13 protein-coding genes are annotated in these 17,722 nt (G+C 54.2%); 10 read left to right on the top strand and 3 right to left on the bottom strand.

The window, feature by feature from the left end:
• Positions 1-149: 149 nt before the first annotated feature.
• Together MY069_RS01505 and MY069_RS01500 are read left to right on the top strand one after the other, a co-directional pair.
• Positions 150-1,394 (top strand): parallel beta-helix domain-containing protein, encoded by a 1,245-nt coding sequence (locus tag MY069_RS01505; protein WP_482795309.1) that lies wholly within the window; start codon positions 150-152, stop codon positions 1,392-1,394.
• A gap of 30 nt (positions 1,395-1,424) precedes the next feature.
• A complete protein-coding gene (locus MY069_RS01500; protein ID WP_482795308.1) occupies positions 1,425-2,573 on the top strand; it encodes an SO2930 family diheme c-type cytochrome in 1,149 nt (382 codons plus the stop codon).
• On the opposite strand, the gene MY069_RS01495 is transcribed toward MY069_RS01500, so the two are convergent.
• Entirely contained in the window at positions 2,570-3,220 is a 651-nt protein-coding gene (locus tag MY069_RS01495; RefSeq protein WP_482795307.1) for a TetR/AcrR family transcriptional regulator, read from the bottom strand. The two genes, MY069_RS01500 and MY069_RS01495, sit on opposite strands and share 4 nt — an antisense overlap.
• A 134-nt stretch (positions 3,221-3,354) precedes the next feature.
• Between MY069_RS01495 and MY069_RS01490 the strand changes: the two genes are divergently transcribed.
• Positions 3,355-5,796, top strand: a complete 2,442-nt coding sequence (locus MY069_RS01490; protein ID WP_482795306.1) for a TonB-dependent receptor — start codon at positions 3,355-3,357, stop codon at positions 5,794-5,796.
• Between the two features lie 96 nt (positions 5,797-5,892).
• Here the strand turns inward: MY069_RS01490 and MY069_RS01485 are convergent, their stop codons facing one another.
• Positions 5,893-6,237 (bottom strand): ion channel, encoded by a 345-nt coding sequence (locus tag MY069_RS01485; protein ID WP_482795305.1) that lies wholly within the window; start codon positions 6,235-6,237, stop codon positions 5,893-5,895.
• Between the two features lie 173 nt (positions 6,238-6,410).
• Between MY069_RS01485 and MY069_RS01480 the strand changes: the two genes are divergently transcribed.
• From MY069_RS01480 to MY069_RS01450, 7 genes are all read left to right on the top strand, one after another.
• Positions 6,411-7,493 (top strand): efflux RND transporter periplasmic adaptor subunit, encoded by a 1,083-nt coding sequence (locus tag MY069_RS01480; RefSeq protein WP_482795304.1) that lies wholly within the window; start codon positions 6,411-6,413, stop codon positions 7,491-7,493.
• Between the two features lie 11 nt (positions 7,494-7,504).
• Positions 7,505-10,579, top strand: a complete 3,075-nt coding sequence (locus MY069_RS01475) for an efflux RND transporter permease subunit (RefSeq protein ID WP_482795303.1) — start codon at positions 7,505-7,507, stop codon at positions 10,577-10,579.
• Between the two features lies 1 nt (position 10,580).
• Positions 10,581-11,963 (top strand): efflux transporter outer membrane subunit, encoded by a 1,383-nt coding sequence (locus MY069_RS01470; protein ID WP_482795302.1) that lies wholly within the window; start codon positions 10,581-10,583, stop codon positions 11,961-11,963.
• 120 nt (positions 11,964-12,083) lie between these two features.
• Positions 12,084-13,682: an FAD-dependent oxidoreductase gene (locus MY069_RS01465; protein ID WP_482795301.1), complete on the top strand. Its 1,599-nt coding sequence runs from the start codon at positions 12,084-12,086 to the stop codon at positions 13,680-13,682.
• A 167-nt stretch (positions 13,683-13,849) separates the two neighbouring features.
• Complete coding sequence (locus MY069_RS01460) at positions 13,850-14,779, top strand: AraC family transcriptional regulator (RefSeq protein WP_482795300.1); 930 nt, start codon at positions 13,850-13,852, stop codon at positions 14,777-14,779.
• A gap of 122 nt (positions 14,780-14,901) precedes the next feature.
• Complete coding sequence (locus MY069_RS01455) at positions 14,902-15,384, top strand: YHS domain-containing (seleno)protein (RefSeq protein ID WP_482795299.1); 483 nt, start codon at positions 14,902-14,904, stop codon at positions 15,382-15,384.
• 80 nt (positions 15,385-15,464) lie between these two features.
• On the top strand, positions 15,465-15,914 hold the full coding sequence (locus MY069_RS01450) for an MAPEG family protein (RefSeq protein ID WP_482795298.1): 450 nt from the start codon (positions 15,465-15,467) through the stop codon (positions 15,912-15,914).
• 71 nt (positions 15,915-15,985) lie between these two features.
• On the opposite strand, the gene MY069_RS01445 is transcribed toward MY069_RS01450, so the two are convergent.
• The gene (locus MY069_RS01445; RefSeq protein ID WP_482795297.1) at positions 15,986-17,677 is read right to left on the bottom strand and encodes a class I adenylate-forming enzyme family protein; all 1,692 of its coding nucleotides are present in this window, start codon (positions 17,675-17,677) and stop codon (positions 15,986-15,988) included.
• Positions 17,678-17,722: the final 45 nt, after the last annotated feature.

Here is a 17,722-nt window from a genome sequence, read left to right as displayed (position 1 = left end):
AGGAGAAGAGGTTCTCATCTCTTTGCGAGCGACATCTATGAGCTGCGAGCCCTTTATCGCGTCAGGTTCTCTGCGGAATCAGAAAATTATTCCGTTTATGATTTTTGTATGTTACCGCAAACCAAACCGAAAGTTTGGGAGGACTTTTTATGGATTTGCGGACCCTCTTATTCGCGACAGCCAGCGTGGTCTTGGTCGGCTGTGGGCAAAGCGGAACAGACACAAGCACAAACACCGAAACTGCTGAAGTTGAAGCCAGCGTCGAAGAGCGGCTGATGGAGCAATTGATCGACGCCAAAGCGGGCGATGTGATCGAAATTCCAGAAGGCACGTTCAACTTCACACGCGGGCTCAGCCTCACCGCGGACGGCGTCACCATTCGCGGGCAAGGCATGGACAAGACCGTGCTCAGCTTCGCCGATCAAATCGCGGGCGCCGAGGGCTTGCTGGTTACGGCGAGTGATTTCACGATCGAAGACCTCGCCATCGAGGACGCAAAAGGCGATGGCCTTAAGATCAATGAAGGCGAGAATATCACCATTCGTCGGGTTCGCGCCGAATGGACCGGCGAGCCGAAAACCGAAAACGGCGCTTACGGGATCTATCCCGTTCAAACAACGAACGTTTTGATTGAGGATACAGTGACTATCGGCGCGTCCGATGCCGGGCTCTATGTCGGTCAATCCAAGGACGTGATCGTGCGCCGCAATCGCGCGGAGTACAATGTCGCTGGGATCGAGATCGAGAACACCGTGAATGCGGATGTTTATGACAATGTCGCAACCAATAATACGGGCGGCATCTTGGTCTTCAACATGCCTCAGCTGCAGCAGGAAGGCAAAGCGACGCGCGTGTATAATAATCGAGTCTTTTCCAATAATACCGGAAATTTCGGCCACCCCGGAACCCCGGTCGCGAGCGTACCAGCGGGCACGGGGATCATCGTAAACTCAAACGATTTGGTTGAGATTTTCGAGAACGAAATTTCAGACAATCAAACCGGTAATATTATCGTCTCGAGCCTACATACGACCGGCTATTCTGAAGAATCTGCGAGTGCATCCTTCGATCCGTATCCGGAAGGCATCTATATCTATGACAACACCTTCTCTGGCGGTGGGGATGTCCCGGACACGCCCGAATTGCAAATGGCTTTGCAATTGATGTTTAGTGATGAAGGCCGTCTACCGGACATCGTTTGGGATGGCTATTTTGACGAAGCCAAGATGGTGGATGGTGTGATGCCGGATGCGCTAAAGATCTGTATCGATAATGGCGATGTTGGTGTTCTGAATGCCAATGGACCAAGCGGTTTTACGCAACCGTCCACCGACATGTCGCCGTTCCAGTGCACCTTGGAAAAGCTGCCAGCTGTCGATCTCGGGCGCTCATAAGCCGGCAATTCGCAGCAATAGGAGCGATCCATGAAGGCAGCGATTTCGTCTGTGCTAGGTGCCCTTTTGGTTGGCGCTTTGGCGGCGTGTGGCGGGTCTGGCACACCATCTGAAGCCGTGCCAGTCTTTCACCCAGACGAGAACCCTGCCGCTATAAGCGACTGGCAGTTGATGAATTGGTCCAGTGGTGCACTCGAGTTGAACGAGGGCGTCGTCCCCTATGATCTGAATTCTCCTTTGTTCACAGACTATGCGCACAAGCTGCGGACGATCTGGGTTCCCGCGGACGCCGATCCGGCGGCCTATCGCGCGTCGGATTATCCGGATTTTCCAGTCGGCACGGTGATCAGCAAAACCTTCTATTATCCCAAGGGTGAGGCTGAAGGCTCCGTCCTGAAAGCCGAAGATCCGATAGGGCGCCTCAATCCGATTTTGGAAACGCTTGACCAAGTCCGACTTATGGAAACGCGGCTTCTCGTGCGTCGTGATGTGGGATGGGAAGCAGTGTCTTACGTTTGGAACGAAGAACAAACCGATGCGAAATTGACCAAGATTGGGGACGCACAAGCTCTGACGCTGATCAATCAAGATGGGGCCGAACAAGAATTCACCTACATCGTTCCCGACATCAACCAATGCGCAGGGTGTCACGCGCCAAACAATACCAGTCGTGAGATTGCGCCTTTAGGGGTTCGACCTCGGCACATAAATAAAGACTATCGCCATGATGGTCAGGCGGTGAATCAGCTCCAGAATCTCCAACTTGTTGGCTATCTAAGCGGGTATGATGCAACGGCGCCTGTGGTTCGAAATGCGGATTGGAGCGACCCTTCCGCTCCGATAGATGCGCGGGCACGATCCTATCTCGATATCAATTGTTCGCATTGCCATAACCCGGTCGGTCCGGCGGATACGTCGGGTCTGGATTTGACGATGGAGGCCAGCACAGGGCCTGAACTCGGGGTTTGTAAATTGCCAATCGCTGCCGGATCGGGAACCGGCGGGCGAGCGTTCAGTATCGTTCCTGGGGCTCCAGACGAGTCCATTCTGGTGCACCGATTGGAAACCACCAAGCCCGGCGCGATGATGCCAGAACTGGGCCGTGCTTTATCGCATCAAGAAGGCGTCGAGCTGATCAGAGCTTGGATCACCGAAATGGATGGTGCATGCGCCTCTTAACGCTCATCGCTGAGATAGTTTGCCAAATAACTTTCGAGGTTGAGAGAAAGTTCGCTCAAATAGGCATCCACATCCGTCGGCGCGATATTCGAAGCAACAAAGCCTTCGATGGCCAAGAAGGTTTGCATGGTAATATGGGCGACGATTTTCGGGTCTCCACCGCGAAATCCGTCTCCGCCCTCAGCCCAACGACTGGCCAAATACCCGGTCAGGCCTGGGCGCTCCGTGAAATCGATGGTTTCCGGCCCAAATCGCGAAATCGAGTATTGCAGCAAGCTCATATAATAGGGGTGTTCCCGGCAAAAACTTCGGAACGCGGTGTAGACGCCCCGATGGCGATCGCGCCAGCCAGGATAGGTTTCGGAGTCTTCCAACAAGCTAAACACTCGCGCTTCAAAATCGCCGCTGATCTGCTGATACAGTTCTTCGAAAATGTCTTCGACTTTCGGAAAATACCGATAAATCGAGCTGACAGGGATGTTCGCACTCTTAGCGATCATGAGCGCAGAGACATCATGCGGCGGGCTCGAGCACAATTCATCAGCCGTCGCGTTGAGGATTTGATGTACGCGCTCCTGCGCCCTCAACTGGCTTGGCGTAATGCGGGTTTTCAAAGACCCAAACCGAATCTGCGTTTTAGTTGGCATCAGCTTTCTCGTCCCAATGTCGATCAGTTTTACCGATCCGACAAGGTCTTTCCATTACGGAAAAATCTATTCTCAACAAGGCGATTGCTCAGCTGGTGCTCCGAGAAAATACCAGCACACGAGAGAAGAAATCAATGAAGTCAATCGGTCAAAAGCTAAGCACAGCATTAGCGATGAGCGTAGCAAGTGCCGCCCTTGTCGTCCCGACAGTGCACGCACAAAGCGATGATGAAGCGTCTAATTCGCGGATATTGGATAAGGTGACCGTCACCGCCCAACAGCGAGAGCAAAGTCTGCAAGATGTTCCGATTTCGCTGCAAGTCGTCAGCGCGGATAATCTTGAAGCGCTGGCCGCCGATGATATTGGCGACATTGATGTTTTCATTCCGGGCTTAGAAGTTTCGAATGGCAGCCCAACCCAGCCAAGATACCGCATTCGCGGCGTCTCAACATCCGATTTTGGTGTCGGTACCGACCCGGCTGTCGGGATCTATGTCGATGGTGTCTACGCCGCGCGGTCTGGCGCATCGCTTCTGGCTCTGAATGATGTCGAGCGTATCGAGGTGATCAAAGGTCCACAGGGAACTCTGTTTGGACGAAACAGTGCCGCTGGCGCCGTCTCCATCACGACGCGCAAGCCGAGTGATGAGTTTGAAGCCGAGCTCGGCGTTCGGTTTGGCGAGTTTGATAAACGCCGCGTCGAAGGACTGATCAATCTTCCGATTAGTGACACGCTTGCCTTGCGTTTCAATGGCGTGATCAATCAGCGCGATGGCATATTCGAAGATGCCGTCACCGGCGAAGACTATAAGCGTGAAGACAATTGGGCGCTCAAAGGCGCCTTGCGCTGGGACGTGACGCCAGACACACGAGCCATTCTGAGCTACACACATGATGAGCTGGACCAAGACGCCCGGCCCGCGATTGGGATCGTGAATATTCCCGATGCTCCCGGTCAGCCGCCTGTGCCGGTTGATACGGATACATATCTGAACCCGTTCAATGTCGATATTCGTAATGACGTGATTGGCAATAGCGAAACTCGCGAGCTCGACGAGATAGTCCTTTCAATTTCTCATGACTTCAATGGCATTACGCTGACTTCGCTGAGTTCATATCGCACCTTCGATACGAATAACCGCGAAGACGAAGACGGTACCAATCGGATCGACCTCTATTTCGACACCAATAATGTCGAGAGTAATGAGAGCTTTTACCAAGAGTTTCGCGCGGCCGGTGAGACCGGCGCGTTTAACTGGATCATTGGCACGAGCTTTTATGATGAGCAGGCTGATCAGCGCAGCGACACATTCACTTTCACCGATACGGTCAATACAACGCTTGGAAATGTCGGTGCCGGTACACCGTTTACCGATTTAGAGTTCGGTCTTCTGGTGCCGTTCGACGCGCCTGGTACCGTGCTCGGCCACGGCTGGGCAGAGAACATGATCAATAGCGGCGATTTCCAAGCATTCGCCGTATTCGGCGACGTTATATGGCAGGCGACAGACAAGCTTAGCCTGACTGCAGGTGTGCGATACACCAAGGATGAGAAGTCTTTCACATGGCTAAACGGCCCACGCATCGCGCCGGAGCTTGATGCCAATCTGCAGGCCCTAGATCAAGCGGGTGTGCTCGGCGTCGCGGGCGTTTCTCCAGATGATTTTGGGTTCGATTTCATCTTTGACCTAAGTTCTCTCGCTGGCGTGCCATGCGATAATGGTGTGACCATCCGGGAAGGCGTGACATGTCAACTCGATGATGACTGGTCTGACGTCTCACCGCGTTTTGTTGCGGATTATAAGATCAATGACGATGTGTTGCTTTATGCTTCTTACGCAAAGGGCTACAAAGCCGGCGGGTTTAACAGCGTTGAAGTTGCATCTCGGTTCGACAATGAAGATGTTACAAACTTCGAATTCGGCGTTAAATCGACCTTCCCCGAAGCCGGCGTTCGGTTCAATGCGTCCGCCTTCCAATATGTTTACAAAGACAAGCAGGCGATCCGCTTGGTTGCCGAGGCTGGCGGATCTGGCATTCCGCAATATCTCGTCGAAACCAGCGATGAAGAAGCGTTCGGGCTTGACCTTCAGCTGGAATGGGCAGCGACGGATGAGCTGTTCCTGTTCGGAAATGCTCAGTATATTGATGCGACGTTTAAAGAGCGAGTGACCCGTTCCGGTACCGATCTTTCCGGAGAGCCGACCGGCGAACCGGAGTGGTCCTTTGCGGTTGGCGGAAACTATACATTCGACCTCGGTGCGAACGGTGAGATCGATCTTTTGGCGTCGCACGCCTATACGGGGGAACGTCGCTGCAACTCAGAGGCGCTCACGCAAGGCGACTGTTTAGGGTTCCCGGCATTCGCGGTCGGCAAAAGCCAAGAACGCACAGATATTCGCGTCTTCTGGAACAGCGACAGTGGCCGCTACAAAGTCGGCGCGTTCGTGAATAATTTGTTCGACAATCAATATGTCGGCGGCGTCAACAATCTCACTTCCGCAACCCTCGGCACCCCGTTTGTCAGTCTCACGGAACCGCAAACCTGGGGCGTGGACCTCAAATGGACCTATTAGTCAGAGACGTCGCCGGGACCTCATAAATCAATCGTTTCAGCGCCGCGGCAAGCCGACACAAGCCGATCTGCGGCGCTGATTTCATTCTGCTGCACCTCAGCCACGGTCGGGGATCAATCGCCTGACGACTTCGATCAAGAATGCCGTGTTTAGACTAAACAGTATAAGTCCGTTCGCGGCCATGAGCGCCGAGGCGAGGCGCCAATCTTCGCCCAGGGTTATGTCGCCAAACCCCAGTGTGGTGAAGGCAACCGTGGAAAAATAGACCGCGGTCTCGAGCGAGTCGAAGACCCCGAGCCAAAGATACAGAAACGCCCAACACCAAACCGCGACGGTGAGGCCAGCGAGCAGCCAGAGTGTCAGCGCCAGTAGGGCGGAAATGCGTTTTGCGCTTGCCCACCGTGATTGAAACCAGGGCCCGAGCGCGATCAAAGTTTTCATCGCTACTCCAATGAAAACCACCTGCACCAATAGGGTTATGATGACCACTGATGACGCAATGAGCAGTTGAGCAATCAAAACCTATCTCCTCCTTCGCGTCAGGCAAAAACCTATGCAACACTTTCAACTCGTTTATAGCAAATTGGAACGTTCGAACGGCAAAAGGATTTCTTATGATTGAGTCGTCAAACCGCCCAAAAATTCTCGCATTTTCAGTGACCGCAGCGTTTTCCATGCTTCTCACGGCCTGCGGAGGACCCGCAGAGGTCGAATCACCAGACCCAATCCGGCCGGTAAAACTGGTTGAGGTCGAATCGAGCTCCAATGTGTTTCAATTGAATCTGCCGGCGGTGATCGAAGCTTCGAATACCAGCATCCTAACGTTTCAGGTCGGTGGGACACTCGATCAGCTAAATGTCACCGAAGGCCAGGAAGTGACGCGAGGCACCGTGATCGGGCGCCTCAATCAGCGCGATTATCAAAACGCCTTACAACAAGCGCAGGCGCAGTACAGTTCAGCGGATTCCGAATTTCAACGCGCGGCGCTTCTTTTGGGCGAAAATGCCATCTCCAGGAGTGTTTACGAGCAACGTGAAACCCAAAGAGACATCGCGCGTGCGTCTTTGGACACCGCTCAAAAAGCACTCGACGACACAGTTCTGAGAACACCCTTTGAAGGGATCATCGCGACGGTTTCAGTCGAGCAATTTGAAAATATTAGCCCAACCCAGGAAATCGTCACCTTGCAAACGACCGGGGCTGCAGAGGCGCTGGTTCAGCTGCCAAGCACCTTGGTCGCAAATGTGGAACGCGTTGTTCCGTCAGACGCATACATCTCCCTAGATGCGGTTCCCGATTTGCGTGTACCGGCCGAGTTTCTATCCATCTCGACACAGGCAAACTCATCTACCCAAACCTTCCCCGCGCGGTTTAAGTTTACCCCTCCTGATGAGATCAATATTCTTCCGGGCATGTCCGGCTCATTGCATGCGCGAATGGAGATCTTGGACGAAGAGGGCACTTCCGACGCTCAAATTAAAGTCCCGCTCGGCGCGATCCTTTCAGAAGGGGGTGAAACATTCGTTTGGGTCGTCGACACAGAGGCTTACACCGTTTCAAAGCGGAACGTCGTCATTGATGCCGGAATTGGCGAGGAATTGGTGATCCTGTCTGGCTTGGAAGAAGGCGAGACGATTGCAGGTGCAGGCGCGTCCTACTTGTTCGACGGCATGCAGATCCGTCCCCTCGAAGAGTAGGGGCTTAGACCATGGGTATCGCAGAATTTTCGATCAAGAATCGCTTGATCATGTTCATCGTCATCGCTGCATCTCTGATTGGCGGTTGGTTCGCGTATGAGAATATGGGACGGTTTGAAGACCCGGAATTCACGATCCGGACGGCTGTGGTCGTGACCCAATATCCCGGGGCTTCGCCGGAAGAGGTTGCCCGCGAAGTCACCGATCCATTGGAAACTGCGATCCAGCAACTCCAAGAAGTTGATGAAATCAGCTCCGTGTCATCAGACGGTCTGTCGCGGATCAATGTCGATATCAAATACGAATTCTCGCCAGACAAAGCGAGCCTTCAGTCGCTTTGGACGAAATTGCGGAACAAAGTGGCGGACGCATCGGCTTCGCTGCCGCCTGGCGCCGAGACGCCAATTGTAAACGACGATTTTGGCGATGTTTATGGACTTTATTATCTCGTCACCGGTGAAGGTTATTCGATGCGAGAGCTTGAAGACTATGGCAAGCGCTTGCGCGGCGAGCTGTTAACGGTCGACGGTGTCGCCAAAGTGACGCTGCATGGCGTTCAACGCGAAGCGATTTATGTTGAAATTTCGCGAGAGCGGGCCTCTGCGCTCGGCGTTTCCGTCAATCAAGTTTATAGCGATCTAGATCAGCAAAATGCGGTTGTCTCTTCGGGCGATGTTCAAGTGGGCAATCGCCGGTTGATCATCCAGCCTTCTGGCACCGTCGATTCGGTCTCGGCCATCGAAAATCTTGAAGTGTCTACGGGGGCGGAGGGCACCGTCGTCTACCTCAAAGACATTGCCACGGTCACGCGCGATTATGTCACGCCGTCATCGCTTGAGCTGCGCTGGAATGGCCAGCCAGCAATTGGGTTAGGGGTCTCCAACGTCTTAGGCGCGAATGTCGTCAAAATGGGCGAGGGGATTGACGAAAAGCTTGTCGAAACGCTCGAAAGCCGCCCGCTCGGCATCGAACTGCATGAATATTATCATCAAGGCAAAATCGTTGAAAAATCGGTCGCGGACTTTGCGCTCAACGTATTGGCGGCGCTGGCAATCGTCCTGGTGACGCTGTTGATATTTATGGGTCCGCGATCGGCGATCATTATTGGCGGAGTTCTTATTCTGACCATCGCGGCGACGCTCTTGATCATGTTCCTATCGGGTATTCCGATGCACCGGATCTCGCTCGGGGCTTTGATCATCGCGCTTGGCATGTTGGTCGACAATGCGATTGTCGTGACTGAAGGGATATTGGTTGGCGTTCAGCAAGGCCGCAAGAAAATCGACGCGGCGAAAGACATTGTCGGACGCACAATCTGGCCGCTTCTTGGTGGGACGCTGGTCGGGATCATTGCCTTTGCTCCGATCGGCTTCGCGCCTGGATCAACGGCGGAATATACCGGGCATCTCTTCTGGGTGATTTTAATCTCCCTCCTGTTGAGTTGGGTCTTCGCGTTGACCGTGGTTCCGCTGTTCGCAGACTTATTGTTTAGCGAAGTAAAATCCGGAACAGAGCCGAAAGGCGACGGCCGGTTTATGCGATCATATAAGAATTTCATGCGTTTTGTGCTCGGCGTGCGCTGGATTGCAATCGCTGCGGTCGTTGGCTTATTCGCGACAGCAATCTGGGGATTCCAGTTTGTAAAATCTGGGTTCTTCCCATCCTCCACCACGCCGCAAATCGTCGTCGATTATTGGCTGCCGCAGGGCACGGATGTCAGCGTGACGAAAGCGGACATGCTGGATCTCGAGCCCTATATGCAAAGCCTTGAAGGGGTTGAGGATGTTCAAACCCTGATCGGCGCGGGCGGGCTTCGATTCATGCTCGTTTACTCAGCAGAAAGCGGGAATTCCGCTTATGGGCAGTTCCTGCTGAAAGTTGAAAACTATGACGCGGTCGCGCCGCTCATCCCAAAAATTCAGGCCCATATCGATCAGAACTATCCTGATGCACAGGCGAAGGCCTGGCGGTTCCAATTAGGGCCAGGTGGCGGTTCGAAGATTGAAGCGCAGTTCAGCGGGCCAGATCCGGCTGTGCTGCGCAATTTAGCCAGCCAGGCGAAAGCCATTCTCGCGGCGGACCCCAAATCCATTGCTATCCAAGATGATTGGCGCCAACCGGTCAGCGTAATCGTTCCTGAATATTCAGAAGCGCGCGGCCGGCGATTAGGAATCTCAAGAGAAGACCTTTCAAACGCGCTGCAAACAAATTTCTCGGGCAAGACTGTTGGTGTTTATCGCGAAGGCGATCGGTTGGTACCGATTGTCGCGCGGGCGCCTGCGAATGAACGCTTAGATGCGCGAGAAATGCCGGGCATCCAGATCCCGAGTTCAACCACTGGCGGAGTTGTGCCGCTGATTGAAGTGGTCGATGGCGTTGAAACTGTTTGGCGTGATGCCATCTTGCGCCGGATTGACCGGCAATGGACGATCAAAGCTCAAGCTGACCGCACCGCGGGCGAACTCGCTTCAGATTTACTGGATCGAGTGAGGCCGCAAATCGAGGCGATCGAACTTCCACCTGGTTACAGCTTCAAATGGCAAGGCGAGTATGGCGATAGTGCTGAAGCCAATGGGAATCTGGCATCGACATTGCCGCTTGGCCTCCTGGCCATGGTATTGGTCGTTGTGATCTTGTTTAACGCCCTGCGCCAACCTCTATTGATTTTCCTGGTCGTGCCACTCGCTCTGATCGGCGTGGTTCTAGGGCTTGTCATGACTTACACAGCTCTGGAATTCATGGCGATCTTGGGGCTGCTTTCGCTCTCCGGACTATTGATCAAAAATGCGATTGTGCTTGTCGATCAAATGGATCTCGAAATCAAAGAAGGTATCCCGCGGTTTGACGCTATTGTTGATAGCGCCGCGAGTCGTGTGCGACCCGTGATGATGGGATCTTTGACCACAGTCCTTGGCGTGATCCCTCTTTTTGGCGACGCCTTTTTCAAATCCATGGCGGTTGTGCTCGTCTTCGGTTTGAGTTTCGCGACCCTGTTGACCCTTATCATCGTGCCTGTGCTGTATGCCGTTTTCTTCAATGTGAAATCGTCCGAAACCGCCATCGTCTCCAGCGAAGGAGCTCCATAAAATGCTCAGAATTTCTCTTCTTGTATCGACAACGCTCCTGATAGGCGCCTGCGCCACCGTTGAGCCTGGCCGCGAAGAAGCCCGTGAGATCGCCTCAGAACAGATTGCTGACCGCCCTGATGCGTGGACCGCGGCAGCGGCTCGCGTCGGCGATGTGGAAGCGGGGTGGATCGCTGCGTTTGATGACGAGCAGCTCTCGGCACTGGTGGAAGAAGCACAAGCCAACAATCGCGATCTCCGCGCGGCTGCACTAAATGTCGAACGGGCCTGGCTCCTCGCCGATCAATCGGGTGCCGCGCTTAGTCCGCAAGTCAACGCGACGCTTGGAAGTAACTCGCAGGGGAATTTTGATGGCCAGAATAGCGACAGCCTCAGCCTCGGTACTCAAGCCAGCTGGGAGTTGGACGTTTGGGGGCGCATTCGTTCTGGTCAACAAGCCGCGATAGAAAGTGCCGAGGCCGCGGATGCTGATTATCGGTTCGCCCAATATTCCATCGCCGCGGGTGTCGCGCGCGCCTATTTCGGGACAATCAATGCCGAACAGCAAAGGCAAATTGCCCAGGACATCGTCGATGCATTGGTAGAGACCGATCGGATCGTAAATGTGCAATTCGACAATGGGTTTGCATCGGCGCAAGACGTTGCGCTGGCGAAAGCGAACCTCGCAAGCTCCAATGACACGCTTGAGAGTGCAACAGCGGCGCGCGACAGCGCTATTCGGTCGCTCGAAGTTCTGATCGGCCGCTATCCCGCGACTGATCTCTATGTCGGCTCAGAATTGCCTGCAAAACCGAGCGAACCGCCCGCGGGGCTGCCATCTGATCTGCTTGAGCGCCGACCGGATCTGATCGCCGCGGAACGTCAGATCGCAGCGGCAATAGACTCTGTTGACCAGGCGAAAGCGGCGCGGCTTCCCAGCATCAGCCTGACCGGCGGTGTTAGCGGCGTATCACCTGAGCTCTCCAATATCCTCAATCCAGCCAACCTGGCATGGCAGGCGGCCTCCAGTCTCCTCGTTCCGGTGCTAGATGGCGGCGCGCGTGAAACTCAAGTCGAGCTGAGCACGGTCGAGCAGCGTGCCGCGGTTGAGGCTTATGCGAACGCCGCCCTAACGGCATTCTCTGAGGTTGAGTCGGCGCTGGCTGATGGCGAAACCTTGCAACGCCGCAAAGGGTTCTTGGAACAGGCCTCAGTGGCTTCAGACGAAGCCCTTCGCTTAGCGCAATTACAATATGACGTTGGTGAGATCGATTTGCTGTCCGTGCTTCAATTGCAACAGTCGGCATTCGTCGCGCGCAGCAATTTGGTAACGCTCCAGCGGCTGGAGCTGGATCAATATATCGATTTAAATCTGGCATTGGGCGGAGATTGGCAGACGGGCTGATCGATACAAATCCTGCAAATTTCGCGGTCTAATCAAATGTGATTGTCCTGTGATTGCAGCGACGTATAGACAAAGCTTCAATTTGACTCACGTCTTGGAGCCCCTGCAGAGATCTATCAAATGTTGAGAGACTTGAACGAAAATGAACCCGGTGACGCTGTCCGCGCTGATGTTTGCGTAATTGGCGCCGGGGTCGCTGGGCAGACACTGGCGATGCGATTAGCGAGCGCCGGTCGACGTGTCATATTGGTCGAAAGCGGCGGTCTTGAGTTTAGCGACAAGTCTCAAGCTCTGTCCGATGGCGATGTGAGCGGCGAGCCATATTATGATTTGATTTCGTCTCGCCTGCGCATGTTCGGCGGCACGGCAGCGATCTGGGGTGGGCGGTGCGCCGAGCTTGATCCAATCGATTTCGAAAAGCGAGACTATCTTCCTCATAGCGGCTGGCCGATTGGGAAAAGTGACCTTCAGCCCTATTATGATCGCGCTTATGAGGCCTTGAATATCGAGCGACCTCGGACGACACCACCGCTTCCTAAAAACAGCGTCGAACAAGCGTGGGCACGATCAGAGGCCCTTGAAGTAGGGTTCTGGAGATTTGATGAGAATGGCGAGCGCTTCACCAATATTCAGCGCGGAAATCTCTCAGACGTCGAGATCCTCATCAATGCAACGATGACCGAAATGGATGTCGCTGAGTCCGGCAAGGTCAACGCGATCACCGTCTCGGGCTTGGGCGGACGGACTACGCAAATCGTAGCCGATGATTTTGTATTGGCCGCCGGCGCCATCGAAACGGTTAGGCTGCTCATGGGCGCGGTCCCTAATCGCTCCAACGGATTAGGAAACGCGCAGGATATGCTCGGCCGGTTCTTCATGGAACACCCCCACGCGAGAGGGGGGGAGATTGTCTCTGACAGGCTGAAGATCCCACTGCGGGCTATGCCGCGCATGAAATGGTCTCAAGGACAACGGTTTGCAGCTTATCTGAGGTTGTCTGAATCTGAACAACGCCGACAGGGCGTGTTGAATAGCGCGCTCAGCCTCGCGCCACGCCGGCATGAAGGCAATTCTCCCGAACTGATCAGATCTATGAAAGAGAAACTGAAACACGACCTCCCGAGCACGCGGTTTTGGCGGACCAGTTATAAAGGGCTTAAAAACCTTGCGACGCGGGCGAGAGAAAGCGTTGATCCTTGGGCGTCCGTGTGGGCGGTGAAACAGCCTGGCAGCAAACGCGGGCTCTACGCCGTAATTCGCGCTGAACAGGCGCCGAACCCGGACAGCCGTATCCGCTTGAGTGAGAGAACAGATGGGTTTGGACTGCCATTGGCCGATTTAGATTGGCAGTTTTCTGACATCGACAAGCAGAGTGTGAAAACCCTCATGCAAACCCTCAAGGCTGTGGTTCAAGATGCCGGTTGGGGAGATGTTGAGCTAGCGAAATGGTTGGATCAAGAGTCCGGCAAATGGCATTTCGATCCGCTCATTTCTTCGCACGCTATTGGCGGATACCATCATATGGGCGGAACACGCATGTCGGATGATCCGAAGACGGGCGTCGTCGACAAAAACTGTAAACTGTTCGAAAGTCCCAATCTCTATGTTGCCAGCAGCTCTGTCTTCCCCACAGGCGGCTGGGCCAACCCAACCTTGACAATCATGGCGCTCGCTGAACGGCTCGCGGATCATTTGCTGTTAAAGGCGGAGCGGGTGTAAACCTTAGGGAGATTAGCGATCTCTCGCGTCGCCCGCTACGATCAGAAACTTTGCAAATCGTCCCACCAAGTTTGCAAAATTGCTCGAAGAGCACAATTTCCCTTCGCAGGATCAACAATCTGTCGAATGATATGAGATTGTCTTAATTTACGCTGCCGGTGCTCGTGATGGATATTTTAGATGATGTGCTCAAAACGCTCGATATGCGGGGGGCGCTATATTTTCGAACAAACTTTAGCGGCAGCTGGGGCACGACGGTGCCGGACTATGAACAAGCCGCTCGCTTCCATTTGGTCGTTCAGGGAACCTGCCACGTCACCTTCCCGACCGGGGAGCATGTTACATTAAGGCCTGGTGATCTGATTTTAATTCCGAATGGGGTCAGCCACGTCTTATCCGACAGTGGATTGGCGAAGGCGCCACCTTTGGAGACAACTCTTAAAGATGCTGGGTATGATGGGCGAGGCGTGCTTCGGGTTGGTGAGGGCGATCCGGCTGCCGCAACGCAAATGATTTGCGGTCACTTCACTTTTCGCAAGGGCGGTGATCATCCATTGATCTCGACCTTGCCAAAATTCATCCATGTCACCGGCGCTGGTCGAGCGCGTGAGCCTTGGCTCGATGATACGCTCAAATTGGTGAGCCAAAGAATGTTCTCGCCAACGCCGGGAGCAACAGCGACGGTCACACGGCTCTCCGAGATCGTGTTTATTGAGCTCCTGAAATCAAGTCTGGTCGATACGGATGAGGCGCAATCGGTTATTCAGGCTCTAAAAGACCCGCAAATCGGCGCGGCTTTATCGGCGATCCACGAGAATCCAGCATCGAAGTGGAGCGTCGACTCTTTGGCCCAGCACGTGGGCATGTCGCGCAGCAGATTTTCTGATCGCTTCAGCGATCTTCTGGGCGTCGGGCCGATGCGTTATCTCGCGGATTGGCGTCTTCAGAAGGCCCTCGTCTTGCTCGATGAAGAGAGAGCCAGCGTGCAAAAGATCGCCCGGGAAAGTGGCTACCAGTCTGTCGCCGCTTTTAGTCGCGCCTTCTCTCATAAGTTCGGCATGTCTCCCCGGAGCTTTCGGCGCCAATTGGCTCACTAATTTGCAGTAAGTACCAAAAACTTGCTTCATCATACCAATAATAGCGCGGATTATTGATAATAACGCCCAACCGAACTTTCTCAGCCGTGTCGGATGACCGACCAAACAATTTGGAGAAAGTTATGAAACAAATCCTCGCTATTTCAGCCATCGCCCTGTCTGTCGCATTGAGCGCAGCTCCGGCTTTCGCCGCGGACGAAAACAATACCGCACCTGGCCTAACAGCAGCAGGCGCACCTTTGGGTCTGCATGGCGTCGACCCTGTCGCGTTCATTGAAATCGGTAATCGTGTCGAAGGCCGCGCCGAGTACACCGCCGTGCATGACGGTGTTGCTTATTATTTTTCAACCGAAGCCAATATGCGCAAATTTAAGCGCAAAGCCGCAGACTATACCCCTCAGAATGGCGGGTTCTGCACATTTGGTGTTTCTGTCGGCAAAAAATTCGATGGTGACCCGCAATTCGCGGACGTGCGCGATGGCAAGCTGTTCGTTTTCCTGAACGAAGAGATTTATAACGCGTACCAGAAAGACAAAGCTGGTACGATTTCTAAGGCCGATACGCAGTGGACCAAAATCATCCACACCGCGGCCACTGATCTCTAAGCCAACATGACGTCGATCGATCCGAAGGTTTGCCTTGGATCGATCACAACAAATCTAGGTCGGCGCGGAGCTTTCCTTTGATGGGGAGCGTCCGCGCCCACCAAACTTCCGAGGACATTATGGAAACCGCTTATACTTATCTGGCGTTGAGTGGCATGCTCACGCTGCTACTTTGGACGCCCTACATTCTCGCCCGCGTATTCGTGTGGGGGCTGCCAACCTTTTTGAACAATTACCCTGAGGGCTTCCCAGCCCAAGCACCGGTGCCGCCGCTTTGGGCGCAACGAGCACAGCGCGCTCATTTGAATATGGTCGAGACTCTGCCCGCTTTGGTCGCGGTTATCGTGGCTGCAACTTGGCTTGCAGGTGACGCGAAAGGCGCGTTGATCGGGATGCTGACGCAAGTCTTCTTCTTCGCACGTGTTGCGCACGCGATCGTCTATACGGCAGGCATCCCGTTTCTGCGTACCCCCGTTTACTTGGTCTCTTGGGCGAGCGTTCTAGCAATCGGCTATCAAGCGATTGCCTAGTTCAAAGAAACGAACACTGATGAAGAAGTGTCGGGGCAGGGGAGCCGCGTCCCGACATTTTTCAAAATGGCCTAAGCGCTTTGTTTGAGCAATTGATCCCGAACCGCGCGTTTGAGGAATTTTCCGCTCGCATTTCGCGGAAATGGATCAGCACAAATCCAAACATGGGTTGGGACTTTGAATTTGGCCAATCGGCTGGCGCAATGGGCTTTGAGTTCTTCGACCGTGATTGATGTGCCCGGTTTCAAATAAATCGCGGCGCCGACTTCTTCGCCTAAGCGTTCGTCTGGCACGCTAAAGACACAGCATTCCGCAATGGCGTCGTGGTGATAGATCGCAGCCTCGACTTCCACGCAGTAAATGTTTTCGCCACCGCGCAGCACCATATCCTTCTTACGATCCACCAGGAAGATAAATCCATCCTCGTCCAAATAGCCAATATCACCGGTGTGCAACCAGCCATCGGTAATTGATTCAGCAGTGGCTTCGGGGCGATTGATGTAGCCTTTGATCACCGAAGAGCCGCGCACCCATAGCTCGCCGAGCTCTCCCGTCGGTACCGACTCTCCAGCATCATTGACGCATTTGACCTCGAAGTTTGGCATGGCGGGGCCAGCGGATTCTGGTTTGTCGACGAAGAAATCACCACTGACAGATGTGATGATCCCGCACGTCTCTGTCATGCCATAGCCGGTGCCGGGGCGCGCGGTCGCGATCTGGTCATCAATCTTTTGAACTTGATCCGGCGGAACTTGCGCGCCGCCGCAGGAGATCGCCATCAAGCTCGACGTATCGGTTCTGTCGAAGTCTGGATGATTGATTAGCTCGCGCCCCATCACCGGCACGCCGCCTGCTGATGTCACCCGCTCGCGTTCGATCAAGCGCAATGCTTCTCCTGCATCCCAGCGATACATCAGCACAATTGTGCCGCCGACTGCGGTCACACGGTAGGCGCCGCAATTATTTGCCGTGACATGAAAGAGGGGCGTCGTGATTAAGGCGACAGGAAGCGGCGGGTTCTCTGGAGGGCCGACCCCGGTCGCGCTCTCGACCGCATGCATAGACGATGCAGCGGCGTATTGCATGTTGAGAAGGTTCGCGACGCATCCGCGATGGGTCAATTGGGCGCCTTTGGGAAACCCGGTTGTGCCGGACGTGTAGAATATGCACGCGTCGCTGTCGGGATCGACATCGATTTCGGGTAAGGCCCGGGTCTCTCCGATGATTGTGATCCAGTCGGTTGCCCCGTCCACGTCGCCATCAACGCGAACCGTGATCAAGCCAGGCGGAGTCTCAATTTCCGGATTATCCTTGATCCGCACCAGTCTTTCGGCGTCGACAAAAACGAACTTTGGCTGCGCATCATTGATGCCATAAGCCATTTCGGACTCGGTCCACCATGCATTCATGCCCACCACGGCGACACCGATCGCGGTGCATGCCCAATAAATCAGCATCCATTCGGGGTAGTTGCGCATCGCGATCGCGACGCGGTCGCCCGGACGCACGCCGTGTTCAAACAGCCAGCCAGCGACGCTGCCAACGATCTGGTGCGCCTCACCATAAGTGATCCGCTCTTGCTGATAGACGATGTAATCACGGTCAGAAAACTGGGCTGTCGATAACCAAATCTCGCGGACACTATTTGGGCGATTTTTAAAATCTCGAATACGATTGCCCAGGATCTCCGTTTCTATGATTTCAAAAGCGCCGCCAGGTCCCGTAAGCGTCTCACGCGCCGTCTGAAGTTCTTTATAATGCATAAACGTAGCCCATCTTCTTATACTACAGGCCTACGCCGTGAGCCG

Source organism: Hyphomonas sp. ske169, from assembly GCF_056850855.1.
The sequence above is the reverse complement of the archived record's forward strand: the minus strand, read 5'-3'. Positions and strand labels throughout refer to the sequence as shown.

What these genes read in the sequence shown, in the direction of transcription:
- MY069_RS01505 (WP_482795309.1), top strand. Translation starts at nt 150, where the DNA reads ATGGATTTGCGGACCCTCTTATTCGCGACAGCCAGCGTGGTCTTGGTC.
- MY069_RS01500 (WP_482795308.1), top strand. Translation starts at nt 1,425, where the DNA reads ATGAAGGCAGCGATTTCGTCTGTGCTAGGTGCCCTTTTGGTTGGCGCT.
- MY069_RS01495 (WP_482795307.1), bottom strand. Translation starts at nt 3,220, where the DNA reads ATGCCAACTAAAACGCAGATTCGGTTTGGGTCTTTGAAAACCCGCATT.
- MY069_RS01490 (WP_482795306.1), top strand. Translation starts at nt 3,355, where the DNA reads ATGAAGTCAATCGGTCAAAAGCTAAGCACAGCATTAGCGATGAGCGTA.
- MY069_RS01485 (WP_482795305.1), bottom strand. Translation starts at nt 6,237, where the DNA reads ATGAAAACTTTGATCGCGCTCGGGCCCTGGTTTCAATCACGGTGGGCA.
- MY069_RS01480 (WP_482795304.1), top strand. Translation starts at nt 6,411, where the DNA reads ATGATTGAGTCGTCAAACCGCCCAAAAATTCTCGCATTTTCAGTGACC.
- MY069_RS01475 (WP_482795303.1), top strand. Translation starts at nt 7,505, where the DNA reads ATGGGTATCGCAGAATTTTCGATCAAGAATCGCTTGATCATGTTCATC.
- MY069_RS01470 (WP_482795302.1), top strand. Translation starts at nt 10,581, where the DNA reads ATGCTCAGAATTTCTCTTCTTGTATCGACAACGCTCCTGATAGGCGCC.
- MY069_RS01465 (WP_482795301.1), top strand. Translation starts at nt 12,084, where the DNA reads ATGTTGAGAGACTTGAACGAAAATGAACCCGGTGACGCTGTCCGCGCT.
- MY069_RS01460 (WP_482795300.1), top strand. Translation starts at nt 13,850, where the DNA reads ATGGATATTTTAGATGATGTGCTCAAAACGCTCGATATGCGGGGGGCG.
- MY069_RS01455 (WP_482795299.1), top strand. Translation starts at nt 14,902, where the DNA reads ATGAAACAAATCCTCGCTATTTCAGCCATCGCCCTGTCTGTCGCATTG.
- MY069_RS01450 (WP_482795298.1), top strand. Translation starts at nt 15,465, where the DNA reads ATGGGGAGCGTCCGCGCCCACCAAACTTCCGAGGACATTATGGAAACC.
- MY069_RS01445 (WP_482795297.1), bottom strand. Translation starts at nt 17,677, where the DNA reads ATGCATTATAAAGAACTTCAGACGGCGCGTGAGACGCTTACGGGACCT.